The 12,711-nt window shown below is 76.1% G+C and carries 14 protein-coding genes; 8 read left to right on the plus strand and 6 right to left on the minus strand.

All coding sequences use genetic code 11. The features are described from left to right. Nucleotides 1–6 precede the first annotated feature (6 nt). The 3 genes from DQ238_RS07790 (at nucleotide 7) to DQ238_RS07800 (ending at nucleotide 2,314) form a co-directional block, all read left to right on the plus strand. Complete coding sequence (locus DQ238_RS07790) at nucleotides 7–942, plus strand: hydroxymethylglutaryl-CoA lyase (RefSeq protein ID WP_113780711.1); 936 nt, start codon at nucleotides 7–9, stop codon at nucleotides 940–942. 22 nt (nucleotides 943–964) lie between these two features. After that, nucleotides 965–1,480, plus strand: a complete 516-nt coding sequence (locus DQ238_RS07795) for a flavin reductase family protein (protein WP_233495800.1) — start codon at nucleotides 965–967, stop codon at nucleotides 1,478–1,480. Between the two features lie 87 nt (nucleotides 1,481–1,567). Then, the gene (locus tag DQ238_RS07800) at nucleotides 1,568–2,314 is read left to right on the plus strand and encodes a hypothetical protein (protein WP_113780712.1); all 747 of its coding nucleotides are present in this window, start codon (nucleotides 1,568–1,570) and stop codon (nucleotides 2,312–2,314) included. A 120-nt stretch (nucleotides 2,315–2,434) separates the two neighbouring features. Here DQ238_RS07800 and DQ238_RS07805 read toward each other — a convergent pair whose 3' ends face one another. The 5 genes from DQ238_RS07805 to DQ238_RS07825 all read right to left on the minus strand — a co-directional run bounded on the left by DQ238_RS07805 (nucleotide 2,435) and on the right by DQ238_RS07825 (nucleotide 6,313). Continuing rightward, a complete protein-coding gene (locus DQ238_RS07805) occupies nucleotides 2,435–2,884 on the minus strand; it encodes a hypothetical protein (protein ID WP_113780713.1) in 450 nt (149 codons plus the stop codon). Continuing rightward, a complete protein-coding gene (locus DQ238_RS07810; protein WP_113780714.1) occupies nucleotides 2,877–3,242 on the minus strand; it encodes a hypothetical protein in 366 nt (121 codons plus the stop codon). The genes DQ238_RS07805 and DQ238_RS07810 overlap by 8 nt, the downstream gene beginning before the upstream one ends. 127 nt (nucleotides 3,243–3,369) lie before the next feature. Further along, complete coding sequence (locus DQ238_RS07815; RefSeq protein WP_233495801.1) at nucleotides 3,370–4,236, minus strand: ABC transporter ATP-binding protein; 867 nt, start codon at nucleotides 4,234–4,236, stop codon at nucleotides 3,370–3,372. Further along, nucleotides 4,233–5,324 (minus strand): iron chelate uptake ABC transporter family permease subunit, encoded by a 1,092-nt coding sequence (locus tag DQ238_RS07820; RefSeq protein ID WP_113780715.1) that lies wholly within the window; start codon nucleotides 5,322–5,324, stop codon nucleotides 4,233–4,235. The genes DQ238_RS07815 and DQ238_RS07820 overlap by 4 nt, the downstream gene beginning before the upstream one ends. Further along, nucleotides 5,321–6,313, minus strand: coding sequence for an iron ABC transporter permease (locus tag DQ238_RS07825; RefSeq protein WP_113780716.1), 993 nt, complete (start codon nucleotides 6,311–6,313; stop codon nucleotides 5,321–5,323). Before DQ238_RS07825 ends, DQ238_RS07820 begins: the two co-directional genes overlap by 4 nt. 96 nt (nucleotides 6,314–6,409) lie before the next feature. Here DQ238_RS07825 and DQ238_RS07830 point away from each other — a divergent pair, with 96 nt between their 5' ends. Then, entirely contained in the window at nucleotides 6,410–7,378 is a 969-nt protein-coding gene (locus DQ238_RS07830; RefSeq protein WP_113780717.1) for an ABC transporter substrate-binding protein, read from the plus strand. A 130-nt stretch (nucleotides 7,379–7,508) separates the two neighbouring features. Here DQ238_RS07830 and DQ238_RS07835 read toward each other — a convergent pair whose 3' ends face one another. Continuing rightward, entirely contained in the window at nucleotides 7,509–8,063 is a 555-nt protein-coding gene (locus DQ238_RS07835; RefSeq protein WP_147263025.1) for a Uma2 family endonuclease, read from the minus strand. A 151-nt stretch (nucleotides 8,064–8,214) separates the two neighbouring features. On the opposite strand from DQ238_RS07835, the gene DQ238_RS07840 reads away from it, so the two are divergent. The 4 genes from DQ238_RS07840 to DQ238_RS07855 all read left to right on the plus strand — a co-directional run bounded on the left by DQ238_RS07840 (nucleotide 8,215) and on the right by DQ238_RS07855 (nucleotide 12,655). Then, complete coding sequence (locus DQ238_RS07840) at nucleotides 8,215–8,592, plus strand: CrcB family protein (RefSeq protein WP_113780719.1); 378 nt, start codon at nucleotides 8,215–8,217, stop codon at nucleotides 8,590–8,592. Further along, the gene (locus tag DQ238_RS07845) at nucleotides 8,589–8,951 is read left to right on the plus strand and encodes a CrcB family protein (protein WP_113780720.1); all 363 of its coding nucleotides are present in this window, start codon (nucleotides 8,589–8,591) and stop codon (nucleotides 8,949–8,951) included. The genes DQ238_RS07840 and DQ238_RS07845 overlap by 4 nt, the downstream gene beginning before the upstream one ends. 275 nt (nucleotides 8,952–9,226) lie before the next feature. Then, nucleotides 9,227–10,594: a trehalose-6-phosphate synthase gene (locus DQ238_RS07850; protein ID WP_305037557.1), complete on the plus strand. Its 1,368-nt coding sequence runs from the start codon at nucleotides 9,227–9,229 to the stop codon at nucleotides 10,592–10,594. 432 nt (nucleotides 10,595–11,026) lie between these two features. Further along, nucleotides 11,027–12,655 carry a methyl-accepting chemotaxis protein gene (locus DQ238_RS07855; RefSeq protein ID WP_113780722.1) on the plus strand — a complete coding sequence of 543 codons (1,629 nt, stop codon included), beginning with the start codon at nucleotides 11,027–11,029 and terminating at the stop codon, nucleotides 12,653–12,655. The last annotated feature ends 56 nt before the right edge of the window (nucleotides 12,656–12,711 follow it).

A 12,711-nucleotide genomic window follows, 5' to 3' on the forward strand; every position in this document is an offset into this window, starting at 1 on the left:
GCTGCCGTGCACGAGTTCGACCTGGTGCTGCCGGCCACCGTGGACATCCGCGAGGTCGGCATGCGCGACGGCCTGCAGCTCGAGGCGCCCGTGCCGCTGGAGGGCAAGCTGGCGATGCTCGAGGCGCTCGTGGCCACCGGCGTCCGCCGGATCGAGGTGACCTCCTTCGTCTCGCCGCGGGCCGTGCCGGCCCTGGCCGACGCCGACCGGCTGGCGGCCGAGCTGCACCGCTTCGCCGGCGTGCACTTCTCCGCCCTCGTGGCCAACCCGCGGGGAGCGACCCGCGCCGTGGACGCCGGGATGGCGGACCTGGAGTACGTCGTCTCCGCCTCCGACGGGCACAGCCGGGCCAACGCCGGGCGCTCCACCGCCGAGGCGGTCGGGGCGGTCGGGGAGATCGCGGGCCTGGCCCACGCAGCCGACGGCTCGCTCGAGGTGGTCATCGCCACCGCGTGGGACTGCCCGTTCGACGGCCGCACGCCGATCCCCCGCACCGTGGACGTCGCCCGGGCCGCGGTCACCGCCGGTGCCGACCGGCTGTGCCTGGGCGACACGATCGGGACGACCACCCCGCTGCGGGTGGTGCAGCTGCTCGACGCCGTCCGCCGCGCCTGCCCCGGCGTCGAGGTGGGGGTGCACTTCCACGACACCCGCGGCACCGGCCAGGCGAACGCGCTGGCCGCCGTCCAGGCCGGGGTGAGGCAGCTGGACTCCTCGGTCGGCGGGCTCGGCGGCTGCCCGTTCGCCCCCGGCGCCAGCGGCAACATCGCCACCGAGGAGCTCGTCTACTGGCTCGAGGACTCCGGGGTGCACACCGGGCTCGACCTCGACGCCGTTCTCGCCGCCGCCCGGGTCGCCGAGGACGCCGTGGGCCGCGACCTGCCCAGTTCGCTGTACCGCGCCGGCGGCCGCTCGGTCCCCCGCTCGGCCCCCGTCGGGTGACGCCCGTGGTTGGCTGGGCGGTGTGAGCGAGACGCAGCCGGTGCCCGAGGGTGAGGTCGTCGACTCGACGACGATGCGCCGGGTGATGGGCCACTTCGCCTCCGGGGTCACCATCGTCACGGCGCTGGCTTCCGAGGGGCCGGTCGGCTTCACCTGTCAGTCGTTCAGCTCGCTGTCGCTGGACCCGCCGCTGGTGGTCTTCGCGCCGGCCCGCAGCTCGCGCTCCTGGCCGCGGCTGCGGGAGCTGGGCCGGTTCTGCGTCAACGTCCTCGCCGAGGAACAGACCGAGTTGTCGGACGGGTTCGCCAGCTCCGGCGTCGACAAGTTCGCCGGCGTGTCGTGGCGGCCCAGCCGGCTGGGGCAGCCGGTGCTGGCCGACGTCGTGGCCTGGGTCGACTGCGAGCTGTGGGCCGAGTACGACGGCGGCGACCACACCGTCGTCACCGCCCGGGTGCTCGACCTGGGTGCCGACGAGGGTCGGCGTCCCCTGCTCTTCCACCGGGGTGCCTACCGGCTGCTGGAGAGCCCGCAGGGCTGACACCCGCTGCCGGGAGGTGTGGGCGGCGACCGGGCGGGAACCCAGCGACGGGGCGGGACGTGCACCACCCGGAGGGAGACGATCGCCATGGGACTGCTCGACCGGCTCTTCGGCCGCCGTCGATCCGGCTACGACCAGGGGTACGCCGACCAGGGGTACGCACCCGCCTCCGGCGGCTACGGCGCGCCGCCGCCACCGCAGCCGTCGGCCGGCCGCTCCGCCGACGAGCAGGCGATCGAGCGCTACCGCTACCTGCTGCGCACCGCGCCCCCGGACAAGGTCGAGGAGGCGCACGCGGAGGCCTTCTCCCAGCTCACCCCCGATCAGCGGCAGCAGGTGCTGGTGCAGCTGGCCGCGGCGGTGCCGTCCTCGGAGCGGCCCCGTTCGGACGACCCGCGCACCCTCGCCCGCGCCGCCACCCGCGCCGAGCTGCGCCAGCCGGGCACCCTCGAGCGCGCCTTCGGCGGCGGCGGCGGCGGCTACGGCGGCGGCCGCGGCGGCTACGGGTCCGGCTACGGGGGCGGCTACGGCCCGAGCTTCGGCAGCATGGTCGGCGCCAGCCTGCTGGGCACCGTGGGTGGTCTGGTGGTCGGGACGGCGGTCGCCGACGCCCTGTTCGACACCGGCCTGGGGGACGGCGGGCTCTTCGGCGGCGGGGACGAGGAGGCCTACGCCGCCGGCTACACGGACGGCGCCGAGGCCGGCGACTACGGAGGGGACCCCGGTGGGGACTTCGCCGGTGGCGCCGACGCCGGCTGGTCGGACCCCGGCGGTGACCCCGGCGGTGACTTCGGCGGTGACTTCGGCGGTGACTTCGGCGGCGGGGACTTCTGACCCCCTGCGGGGGCGGTGGGCGCGGCGCCTCGTCGATCATGGGGTTGTTGTCGGCGACACGGCGGGACACGCCGTCGCGGTCGGCCACAACCCCATGATCGACTGGGGATACGCGGAACCTCAGCTGCTCGATGGCGGCTCGTCGGTGGGCGCGCCCTGCGCTCGCCGCGACCGGCGCAGCCACCACAGGCCCACCACCGGCAGCACCAGCGGGACGAACAGGTAGCCCTGGCCGTACCCGGACCACACCGTCTCGTCCGGGAACGCCGCCCGGTCCGCCAGGGACAGCGTCCCCACGACGAGGACGCCGGCCAGCTCCACCGAGATCGCGGCGAGCGCGGTGCGGCGCCCGCCGCGGGCCAGCGCCACCGTCGCCACGCCGTAGACCACCGCGGAGAACGCGGAGAGCAGGTAGGCCACGGGCGCCTCGGAGAAGCGGGTGGCCAGCTGGACGACGGCGCGCGAGCCGGCGGCCAGCGTGAACACCCCGTAGACCGCCACCAACACGCGGCCGGGGCCGCCGGCGGTCGTGCCGGCGGCCGTGGACCGCTTCCCTGCCGGCTCAGCCACCGGTCGCCTCCCACAGCTGCAGCAGTCGCCAGACCATCACGGCGACCGTGGCGCCGGCCACCGCCAGCACCGTGCCGGCCCAGCGGGTCGGCTCCGAGCGGGCCCACAGCGCCCCGGCGACCGGCACCAGCACGATGCCGGCCAGGTACCCGAGGAACGTCGCGGTCTCCTCCGGGCGTTCCCCGCGGACCAGCGCGACGACGGCGAGCACCGTCTGCACCACGAGCAGCACCTCCAGCAGCGCCGCCCCCCACAGGTGCAGCAGGCCGATCCGGCGCCGGGCGAGGGTGGAGGCCAGCCCGGCGAGGACCAGCAGGGCGCAGACCACGGTCACCGCCACCACCAGTGCGAGGCTCACCGGGGAGGCCCCGTGGCGGAGGGAGCGGGCACGGGTGCCATCCTCCCGCGGAGGGGAACGCCCCGGTCACCGTCCTCGGCCGGGGGGGGGACACCACGGGGTACCCGGCACGTGGCGGGACGGCGTTTCACCGACGTCCGGGGTCGGCGTGCGGCCGTGGCTCCTGCCGCCGTCCCGCCCGGCGGGCCGGGCAGACGACCGGGGTGCCGGCGACCGGGTCGCGCAGCACGGTCGCCTCCACGCCGTAGAGGTCGCGCACCAGCTCGGCGGTCACCACGCCGGCCGGCGTCCCCTCGGCGACGACCCGTCCGTCGCGCAGAGCGACGAGGTGGTCGGCGTGCCGGCAGGCGGTGGACAGGTCGTGCAGCACCAGGACGACGGTGCGCCCCTGCGCCGCCAGGTCGTGCACCAGGTCGAGCACCTCCAGCTGGTGGCCGAGGTCGAGCGCGGACGTCGGCTCGTCGAGCAGCACCACCGCGGTCTCCTGGGCGACGACCATCGCGATCCAGGCGCGCTGCTGCTGACCGCCGGAGAGCGTGTCGAGCGGCCGGTCGGCGAGGTCGAGCAGGTCGGCGGCGGCCAGGGCCCGGTGCACCGCCGCGGCGTCCTCCGGCGACCACTGCCGCAGCAGCCCCTGGTGCGGGTGCCGGCCGTAGCGGACCAGGTCGCGGACGGTGAGCCCGTCGGGCGCCTCGGCCTGCTGCGGGAGCAGCCCGATCCGCCGCGCAGCGTCCCGCGGGCGCAGGCCGGCCAGGTCGCGGCCGTCGAGGAGCACCGCGCCGCCCTGGGGGCCGTGCACGCGGGCGAGCGCGCCCAGCAGGGTGGACTTGCCGCAGCCGTTGGGCCCGACGATCGCGGTCACCTCCCCGGGCGGCAGCTGCAGGTCCAGGGCCCGGACGACGAGGGTGCCGTCGTAGCCGAGGTCCAGTCGCTCGGTGGCCAGGTCGGCGGGGTCGACCGCACGGGCGGGTCGGGTGGCCTCCAGGGTGCTCACGGCATCCTCCTCGTCCGGGTGGTCAGCAGCAGCCACAGCAGGTAGGGGCCCCCGAGGACGGCGGTGACGATGCCCGCGGGCAGCTCGACCGGCGCGGCGACCGTGCGCCCCACCAGGTCGGCCAGCAGCACGACGAGGGCGCTGGCCAGCGCCGCGCCGACCACCGGGACGACCCGCGGCCCGGCGGCCTTGCGGGCGATCTCCGGGGCCAGCAGGGCGACCAGGCCGAGCGGGCCGGCGGTCGCCACCGACAGGCCGGCCGCGACGACCGCGGTGGCGATCACCCCCAGCCGGATCCGGCCCACCCGCTGCCCGAGCCCGAGGACGACGGCGTCGGCCAGCCGCAGCAGCCGCAGCTGCCGGCCCAGGACGACTGCCACCGGCAGGGCGACGGCCAGCCCGACGGCCAGGACGGCGACGGCGGTGGGCGCGCGGCTGTTGAGGCTGCCGATGGTCCAGGGGAACGCCCGGTTGGCCTCGTCGATCGGTGCCCGGGCCAGTACCAGCTGGGTGACCGCGCCCAGCGCGGCGCCCACCCCGAGCCCGACGACGAGGAAGCGGTAGCCGCGGCGGCCGGCACCGCCGGCCAGCCCGACGGCCAGCGCCGCGGCCGTCGCCGACCCGACCAGCGCGGACGCCGACGGGGCCAGCGACATGGGGACGGCGACCACGCTGGCCACCGCGAACGCGGCCGCGCCGTCGTTGAGGCCGACCGTGTCGGGCGTGGCCAGCCGGTTGCGGGCCAGGGTCTGCAGCAGCACGCCGGCGACGCCCAGGGCCGCGCCCACGGCCAGGCCGGCGGCGACCCGCGGCAGCCGCAGCTGCTGCACCAGCAGGACGTCGCGGGGTTCTCCTGCGCCGACCACGGCGGGCAGGGTGCGCGTCAGGGGCACCGCGGCGGTGCCGACGGCGAGGCTGACGGCCACGGTGGCGACGACGAGCACCGCCAGCGCGGTGGCGGCGGTCAGCGCCCGGCGGTCGACCAGGAGCGAGCGCCCGAGCAGCCCGAGCCACCACGTGCCCGGCGGGGCGGGCGCGGTGCCGGCGGTCGGCGCGGTGGCGCCGGCGGGCGGCGCGGTCGCGGTCACAGCGCCGGCATCCGGCCGGAGCGGACCACGGCCACCAGGACCGGCGCGCCGATCAGCGCCGTCACCACGCCGAGGGGCATCTCGTAGGGGCGCACCACCAGCCGCGAGGCCACGTCGGCGGCGAGCACCACGACCGGGCCGAGGACGACCGAGACGGCGAGCACCCGGCGCAGGTCGGGGCCCCCGAGCGCGCGGGCCAGGAAGGGCACGACCAGCCCGACGAACGCGATCGGGCCCGAGGCCGCGACCGCGCCTCCCACCAGCAGCGCGACCGCCGCCATGGCGACGACCCGGGTGCGGGCGGGACGGTGGCCCAGCCCCTGGGCGACGGTGTCGCCGAGGGTCAGCGCGGACAGGGGCCGGGCGGCCAGGCCGGCGAGCAGCAGGCCACCGGCCAGCACCGACGCGACCTGCGCGAGGGTGGCGAGGTCGCGGCCGGCGACCGAGCCGACCGTCCAGAACCGCACCTCGTCGGCGGTCCGCTGGTCGAGCAGGAGGACGACGGAGGTGGCCGCGCCCAGCAGGCCGGACAGCGCCGCCCCGGCCAGCACCAGGCGGACCGGGTCCTCGCCCGTGCCGCGCAGCCGGGCGGCGCCCACCGCGAGCAGGCAGCCGGCGCCCGCCCCGGCCACGGCGACCCACGGCCCGAGGGTGGCCGCGTTCGCGCCGGCGGCGATGACCAGGACGACGGCGAACGACGCGCCGGCGCTCACCCCGAGCAGGCCGGGCTCGGCCAGCGGGTTGCGGGCGGCAGCTTGCAGGACGGCGCCCGCGACGCCCAGCGCGACACCGACCGCGACGGCGACCATCGTGCGCGGCACCCGCAGCTGCAGGACGGCGAACCGGGCGTCGTCGTCCCCGCCGCCGGCCAGGACGGCCAGCGCCCGCCCGGGGCCCACCTCGCCGGCGCCGAGGGCGAGGCTGGCCAGGACGGCGAGGACCAGCGCGGCCAGGGCGGGCAGCAGCCCGCGCAGCAGTACCCGGTCCACCCGTCACCCTCCCCGGTTGCGGCTCCTCACTTAGGTAAGGCTAACCTACCGCCGGGCACCGGCTGTCGGTGCTGCCCCGACCCTGCGGAGGACCTCGTGACCCACCTGCCCGCGGCGCGCCGGCGCCGGGCCCTGCTGACCGGAACGGCCGCCGGGCTGGCCCTGGCACTGACCGCGTGCGGCGGTTCGTCGTCCCCCTCGTCGTCGTCCGCGTCGCCGACGGACGTCGCCGAGGACACCACGGTGGACACCCTGTACGGCGACGTGACCGTCCCCGCCGAGCCCCAGCGCGTGATCGCCCTCGCCGAGTCCGCGCTCGACGTGGCGCTGTCGGTCGGCGTCACCCCCGTCGGCACCACGGCCAGCCGCGGCGGCGACGCCCCGCCGGGCTACCTCGGCGGCGCGGCCGCGGACATCCCGGTGGTCGCCACGGTGGCCGAGCCGAACCTGGAGGCGGTCCTGCAAGCCGAGCCGGACCTGATCCTGGCCGCCGCCGGCCTGGAGCAGGCCCAGTACGACGCGCTGGCGGCGATCGCGCCGACCGTGGTGCCCGAGACGCCCGAGCGCGGGGACTGGCAGGCGCCGCTGCACGCCTATGCCGAGGCGCTGGGGGCCGACGACGAGCTCACCGGGAAGCTGGACGCCGTCGCCGACCGGGCGGCCGCGCTGGCCGGCACGGGCGTGCTCCGGGGGAGCGCCGCCGTCGTCCGGTGGGCGGCCAACGGGCCGGTGCTCATGAACGCGACCACCATGCCCGGCTCGCTGCTGCAGGCCGCCGGGGCCGAGCCGCTGCAGGCGGCGGTCGACCTCGGTACCCGGCCGCACAGCGACCCGCTGTCCCTGGAGAACCTCGACCAGGTCGACGCCGACCGGCTGTTCCTGGCCGCCTTCGGCGCCCAGGGCGGCGCCGCGCTGGAGGCCGCGCGCTCGCAGCCGGCGTTCAGCCGCCTCACGGCCGTCCAGGGCGGGACGGCGACCGAGGTCGACGGCTCGGTCTGGAGCAGCGCCTCCGGCCCGATCGCGGCCGACCTCGTGATGGACGACGTCGAGGCCGCCGTCGGCTGACGGGGCGGGTCCCGCGGGGCGGACGGGCGCTGCGCGCAGCCGTGGAGACGGCGGACGGGGTCGGACCTCCTCCGTGCCGGTGACCCGGTCAGCCGGGCTCGCGCGCCCGGGAGGGGGCTGCGGGCCGGGTTCAGACGGTGGTCGCGCCGTCGGCCCAGCTCAGGTGCAGCCCGGAGTCGCCGGTGAGCAGGCGCACGCCGAGGACGTCGCTGCGCACCGCCCCCTCCGCGTCCCCGGTGACCGGCAGCATCCGGTCACCGGCCAGGCGGAACAGCTCGACGGTGCGGTCGTCCGGGTGGGCGACGAGCACCTCGCGGACGCCCACCGCGGCGTAGAACTCGAGCTCGGCGTAGGTCTCGTCCCCGGGAGACCGGACCTCGACGACCAGCTCGGCGCCCTCCGCCCCCCGCTCGGAGGCGTGCTCCGGGCGGCAGAAGAGCAGGTCGGGAACCCGGTAGTCGTCGGCGGCGCGGAACAGCCCGGTCTCGTGCGAGGCGATCAGCCCCAGCCGCTCGGCCAAGGGGCCCAGGGCGAGCCCCAGACGGAACGCCAGCCGCTGGTGCGGCCCGCCGGCCGGCGGCACCACGTGGACGACGCCCTCCCACATCTCGTCCCGCCCGTCCAGGCCCAGCCGGCGGCGCTCGGCGAGCAACGCCTCGGGCACCTCGACGAGCACATCCCTCACGGCGGCGAGCGTAGCGGCCACGACCACCCGGGTACGGGCGTCCGGGAACGCTGACCCGCGGCGATCACGGGCTCGCGGATGCGACTCGCCGAGAGACGCCGGTGTGTCGGCACCGCAGGTCCATGATCGTCGCGGATGGACGGGGGCATCGATGGCCTACCTGCTGGCCGCGCTGGGCGGTGCGATCGGGGCCCTGGCCCGCTGGGGGGTGGGGACGGCGCTGCCGCACTCCCCCGCCGGGTGGCCCTGGGCCACCTTGCTGGTGAACCTGACCGGCTGCCTGCTGCTCGGCGCCCTCTACGCCGGCCTCGCCGCCCGCTCCCCCGAACCCGTGTGGGTGCGGCCGCTGCTCGGCGTCGGGGTGCTCGGCGGGTACACGACGTACTCCACGTTCGCCGTGGAGGTCGTGGAGCTCACCGACGCCGGGGCCGGCGCGCTGGCCGCCGGTTACGTGCTCGTCTCGGTCCTCGGCGGGGTGCTCGCGGTGACCGCCGGCGCCGTGGCGGTGCGGGGCCGCCGGGCCCGGTGACGCCGCTGCTGGTGGCGGCCGGTGCGCTGGTCGGCGCCCCGCTGCGGCTGCTGGTCACCCGGCTGGCGGCCCGGGGCGGCCGGGACCCCGCGCGCGGCACGCTGGCGGCCAACGTGGCCGGCAGCGCGCTGCTCGGGCTGGTGCTGGGGGCCGCCGCCACTCCCCCGGCGGTGGTCGCCCTGGTCGGGACGGGCTTCTGCGGCACGCTGACCACGTTCTCCACGTTCGGCGCCGACGTGGTGCGGCTGGCCGAGCAGCGGGCACTCGCCCGCGGTCTGGGTTACGTGGCCGCGACGCTGCTGCTGGGGCTGGGCGCGGCGGCGGCCGGGTACGCCCTCGCCGCCCGGGTGGGCTCCTGAGCTGCACGGTCGACTCGTGACCCGGCGGGAGGAGGCCGGCGCCCCGCGCCCGGCCGGGGACACCCAGCAGGCGCCGGCCCGGCTCACCACCCAGGCCGAGCCGCTGCTCGCCGAGTGGCTGCGCACCGTCGAGCCGGGGGGAGATCCCCCGGCCGGGCCGCTCGTCCGTGGGCCGGCGCGGCTCCCCGGGAGCGTGGACCCGACGGGCTCAGTAGGGTCGAGGCGGTATGACTCCGACAACGTCTGGACGCGAGCGGGCGGACAGCCCCGTCGTCGTGGTGGCCAACCGGCTGCCGGTCGACCAGGTGACCGACCCGGACGGTACGACGCAGTGGCAGCGCAGCCCCGGCGGCCTGGTCACCGCGCTGGAGCCCTTCGTCGCCGGGCGCGGCGGCGCCTGGGTGGGCTGGGCGGGCTCGGCGGGAGCGGCCCCCGAGCCGTTCGAGTCCGGCGGGGTGTCGCTCGTCCCGGTGGCGCTCTCCGAGGAGGAGGTCGACCGCTACTACGAGGGCATGTCCAACGCGTCGCTGTGGCCGCTGTACCACGACGTCGTCGAGAAGCCCGAGTACCACCGGACGTGGTGGGACACCTACGTCCAGGTCAACAGGCGCTTCGCCGACCGGGCCGCCGAGGTCGCCGCCGAGGGCGCGATCGTGTGGGTGCACGACTACCAGCTGCAGCTGGTGCCGGCGCTGCTGCGCCAGCACCGCCCCGACCTGACCATCGGGTTCTTCCTGCACATCCCCTTCCCGCCCTTCGAGCTGTTCACCCAGCTGCCCTGGCGCTCGGCGATCGTGGAGGGGTTGCTCGGCGCCGACCTGGTCGGTTTCCAGCGGCCCACCGCGGCGGCCAACTTCGTCCAGCTCGCCCGCCGGCTGCACGACCTGCCCACCCGCGGCTCCACGATCGAGTACGAGGGCCGGACGGTCACCGCGCGGGCGTTCCCCATCTCCATCGACGCGCAGGCCTTCGACGAGCTGGCCGGTTCCCCCGAGGTCGTCAAACGGGCCGAGGAGATCCGCGCCGAGCTCGGCAACCCGGACAAGATCGTCCTGGGGGTGGACCGGCTGGACTACACCAAGGGGATCAACCTGCGGCTGCAGGTCTTCGAGGAGCTGCTGCAGGACGGCGCGATCGAGGCGCCGCAGACGGTGCTGGTGCAGGTCGCCACGCCCAGCCGCGAGCGGGTCGAGCACTACGTGCACATGCGCGAGACGATCGAGCAGCAGGTCGGCCACATCAACGGTGTCTTCGGCTCGATCGGCGGGCCGGCGGTCCACTACTTCAACCAGTCGGTGCCGCGCGAGCAGCTGGCCGCCCTCTACCGGGCCGCCGACGTCATGCTCGTCACGCCGTACCGGGACGGCATGAACCTGGTCGCCAAGGAGTACGTCGCGGCCCGCGGCGACCTCGGTGGCGCCCTGGTGCTCTCCGAGTTCGCCGGCGCCGCCGCGGAGCTGCGCCAGGCGTTCCTGGTCAACCCGCACGACATCACCGGCGTGAAGACCCAGCTGCTGCGCGCCCTGCGGATCGAACCGGCCGAGGGTGCCAAGCGGATCCGGGCGATGCGCCGGCAGGTGTTCAGGAACGACCTCGAGCACTGGGCGACGTCCTTCTTCGACGCCCTGCGCGCCCAGGCCTGACCGAGCCCGCACGGGTCACGGGGACCGGGAGACGGGGCGGCCCGCGGCTGGAGCAGTCTCCGGAGTGGTCCTCCACGACGGTCGCCGCGTCGACGGTGGAGCGTGGCCACCGTCGGGTTGAGCGCCGTCACCGGTCGGGCCCCGATCCCGTGCGCCTCGTCGCTGGTCACGTTCGGTGGTCCGCCGCCTGCATGACGGTGCCGATCGCGCCGGCGGCCATCACCCCCGCTCCCGCTCCCGCCGGGTCGAAATGTCGACAAATGGCGCCCGGATCAGAGGTCGACCACCCTTTCGACAACAATTCGGACCGCGCTCGCGGAAATGTTCGCCTGCGCGCCGTGGGCGCCTCAACATCTGTGCCGGCGGGTCGAGAACCCAGGAGTCGAGAACGGCTCCTCCGCCGCCACTTCCTGCCTCCTTTGGAGACCCGCCATGAGCGCCACCGCACCTGCCGACGCCGGACGGCGACGGTTCCCCTGGTTCGCCGACCGGGGAGTGAAGACCAAGGTCCTCACCGCCGTCGGGGTCGCCGCACTGATCGCCGCAGTCGTCGGTGTCCTGGGGCTGCAGGCGCTGAACACCACCGCTGCCCGGACCGCCGACCTGTACGCGCTCAACGTGCAGGGCGTCACCGACGTCACGTCCATGCGGGGGGCCATGAAGGACTCGCGGATCGCCGCCCGTGACGCTCTGCTCACCCGCGACCCGGCCCAGTCCCAGCAGGTGCTGGACGGGCTCGACGACATCGAGACGCGCTTCGAGCAGGCGGCGCAGCGCTACCGCGAGCGGGGCCTGACGCAGGACGAGGACGCCCTGCTGACCCAGGCCGAGCAGTCCTACGCCGACTACCTCGAGCTGCAGCGCAGCGTCCTCGCCCCCTTCGCCCTGAGCAACGACTACGACAGCTGGACGGCCCTCAACGAGGCGCAGGTCAAGCCGCTGACCGCGAAGATCGAGGACCCGCTCAACACGCTGGTGCAGGGGGAGCAGCAGGCCGCCCAGGCCGCGGCCGACGCCGCGCGCGACGACGCGGCGACCCAGCGGGTCACCTCGATCGCCATCCTGGTGGTGGGCATCCTGCTCGCCGTGGCGGTCGGGATGGTCGTGGCCGCGGGCATCGCTCGGGCGACCCGCCGGGTGCAGGACGTCGCGGCGGCCATCGCGGCCGGCGACCTGACGCAGACGGTGAGCCTGTCCTCGAAGGACGAGCTGGGGCGCATGGGCACCTCCTTGGACGAGGCGCTGGCCGTCCTGCGGTCGGTGATGGCGTCGGTGGTGGCCTCGGCGGAGGCGGTGGCCACCTCCAGCGAGGAGCTGTCGGCGTCCTCGGCGCAGATCTCGGCGTCGGCGGAGGAGACCGCGGCGCAGTCGGGTGTGGTGTCCTCGGCGGCCGAGGAGGTGTCCCGCAGCGTGGCGACCGTGGCGGCGGGTGCCGAGCAGATGGGCGCCAGCATCCGGGAGATCAGCCAGAACGCCGCCGAAGCCGCCCGGGTGGCCGCGACGGCGGTGACCGAGGCCGAGACCACCACCGCGCAGGTGACCCGGCTGGGCGAGTCCTCCAAGGAGATCGGCGACGTGATCAAGGTGATCACCTCGATCGCCGAGCAGACCAACCTGCTGGCGCTCAACGCCACCATCGAGGCGGCCCGCGCCGGCGAGGCGGGCAAGGGCTTCGCGGTGGTGGCCAACGAGGTCAAGGAGCTGGCCCAGGAGACGGCCAAGGCCACCGAGGACATCGCCCGCCGGGTGCAGTCCATCCAGGGCGACACCTCCGGCGCGGTGGGCGCGATCGGGCGGATCAACGAGATCATCGGGCAGATCAACGACTTCCAGACCACGATCGCCTCGGCGGTGGAGGAGCAGACCGCCACCACCCAGGAGATGTCGCGGTCGGTGGCCGAGGCCGCCGGGGGCAGCAGCGAGATCGCCCACAACATCACCGGGGTCTCCACGGCTGCAGAGTCGACGACCCAGGCGCTGACCCAGACCCGCACCGCCGTCGACGAGCTGTCCCGGATGGCCGCCGAGCTGCGCACCACGGTGGCCCGCTTCACCTACTGAACTCGGCACTCGGCACTCGGCCGGGGTGGGATCGCACCGCGATCCCACCCCGGCCG

It is taken from the genome of Geodermatophilus sp. TF02-6 (genome assembly GCF_003319115.1).
Lineage (GTDB): Bacteria > Actinomycetota > Actinomycetes > Mycobacteriales > Geodermatophilaceae > Geodermatophilus.